Origin of the sequence: Intestinibacter sp. (assembly GCF_022780145.1) — a bacterium.
Taxonomy (GTDB): Bacteria; Bacillota; Clostridia; order Peptostreptococcales; family Peptostreptococcaceae; genus Intestinibacter.
The window spans coordinates 1-2,036 of the sequence record NZ_JALEXO010000077.1; the positions used below are offsets into that span (position 1 = coordinate 1).

At 31.0% G+C, this 2,036-nt stretch carries 2 protein-coding genes and 1 rRNA gene; 1 reads left to right on the forward strand and 2 read right to left on the reverse strand.

Features of this window, described 5'->3' with window-relative positions:
* Positions 1-143, reverse strand: a 16S ribosomal RNA gene (locus MR593_RS02935); the annotation flags it as partial.
* 459 nt (positions 144-602) lie between these two features.
* Between MR593_RS02935 and trhA the strand changes: the two genes are divergently transcribed.
* Positions 603-1,250 (forward strand): PAQR family membrane homeostasis protein TrhA, encoded by a 648-nt coding sequence (trhA, locus tag MR593_RS02940; RefSeq protein ID WP_290686777.1) that lies wholly within the window; start codon positions 603-605, stop codon positions 1,248-1,250.
* A gap of 66 nt (positions 1,251-1,316) precedes the next feature.
* On the opposite strand, the gene MR593_RS02945 is transcribed toward trhA, so the two are convergent.
* Positions 1,317-2,036 (reverse strand): ABC transporter ATP-binding protein (locus MR593_RS02945; protein WP_290686779.1); only part of this gene is annotated, 720 nt, incomplete at its 5' end.

Sequence of the window (2,036 nt, forward strand, 5' to 3'; positions counted from 1 at the left end):
GGTATGTTATCCGTGTGTACAGGGTAGGTTACCCACGCGTTACTCACCCGTCCGCCGCTCTCTTCCGAAGAAGATCGCTCAACTTGCATGTGTTAGGCACGCCGCCAGCGTTCATCCTGAGCCAGGATCAAACTCTCAAAACAAAGTTACACTTTATGTCGCAATGTCCATTCGCTTCGCTCATGTCAATTGCTTAAAATAAAGTTTCCTGCTCAGATTAATCTTTATCGAATATCTGGCTTGGTTTGTTGGTTTTAATTCGTGTGAATTAAAGATTTTATTTAACCTACTGTTTAATTTTCAAAGTTCATTTGCTCGTTTCAGCTTTCTTAGTTTAACAAAGTTTTAAAACTTTGTCAACCATTTTTTTAAGAAGTTTTTTAAAAACTTTCTTAATTTCTTGCTCTCTCTCAAGGACAAGTAATATAATACCACCATAAAAGTTATTCGTCAACACTTTTTTTATTTTTTTTACAAAATTATTTTGATTTAAAAATTGCGGATAAAATATAATATAATTATATTAAATAATATTACCTAAAACAGTATAAAATATTATATAATATAGTTAACAATACTATTTCTATTAGGAGGTCTTGAATATGGGTAGATATATTAGAGAACCGATAAATGGTTTTACCCATTTATTCGGAGCAATTTTATCATTTGCAGGTTTATTAATATTAGTAATAAAAACTACATTGGAGAATCCATCTCCTCTTGCCCTAACTGCTGTGATTATATTTGGAATATCATTAATACTATTGTATTCCGCATCAGCTACATATCACTTAGTTATTGCTAAGGAAGAAACTATTAAATTTTTGAGAAGATTAGATCATTCTATGATTTTTATCTTAATAGCAGGTTCCTATGCACCATTTTGTTTAATATCGTTAAATGGGGTAAAAGGCTGGGTTTTATTTGGAATAGAAGTATTAATAGCTGTTTTAGGAGTTTCCTTCAAATTAATTTGGTTCGAAAGTCCTAGATGGATTTCTACTGTTATATATGTAATTATGGGATGGTGCGCAATATTTTTAATCGTCCCACTATATAGATCTCTATCTAGCTTTGGGCTTGGACTATTAGTTGCAGGCGGTATATTTTACACAATAGGTGCCGTTATATATGGAACTAAACCTAAGTTTCTTAAATTAAAAAAATTTGAATTCCATGAAATATTCCACATATTTATATTGTTAGGAAGCCTATGTCAATATTTATGTGTTCTTTTATATGTAATTTAAATATAAAACTGAATTTTAGCTATTAATTACAAAAATAATGGAGGTCTATTACGACCTCCTATTTATTTAAACATTAAAATTTAAATGACAAGCTACATAATGATCTTTAGTTACTTCCTTTAGCTCAGGATTTTCTTTGCTACAGATGTCCATTGCATGCTCACATCTATCTCTAAATGGACATGCATTTACATTATCAATTTTATTAGAAACATCATTATCAGCTACATCTATTTTCTTAGAAAAATCCATCTTCAAATCAAACACAGCACTCATCAATGTCTTTGTGTACGGATGCATAGCTAAACTACTTAGCTTATGACTAGGTATAACTTCAACTATATTTCCTAAATACATAACAGCAACTGTATGGCTCATCTCGCTAACTAGGACTATATCATGACATACAAATCCTATAGTAAGATTTCTGTCCTGTTGTATTTTTTTAATCAATTCTATAATATTTTTTTGTATAGAAACATCTAGTGCAGAAGTAGATTCATCTAGTATCATGATTTCTGGATCTAGTACCAATGCCCTCGCAATTCCTATACGTTGACGTTGTCCACCACTCATATTATGTTGGTATCTATCCATGAATTCTGCTGGAAGTTCAACCATTTCAAGGTATTTCTTAGCTACTTCTTCTTTTTGGCTCTTTTTGATTAATCCAAAATTTAAAAGCGGTTCACATATAATATCCTTAACCTTCATCTTAGGATTAAAGGCTGTTGTAGGATCTTGAAAAACCATTTGAATATCTCTTCTATGTTGTCTTAATTCTTC

Coding starts and splice junctions, on each gene's coding strand:
- trhA (WP_290686777.1), top strand. CDS start 603: ATGGGTAGATATATTAGAGAACCGATAAATGGTTTTACCCATTTATTC.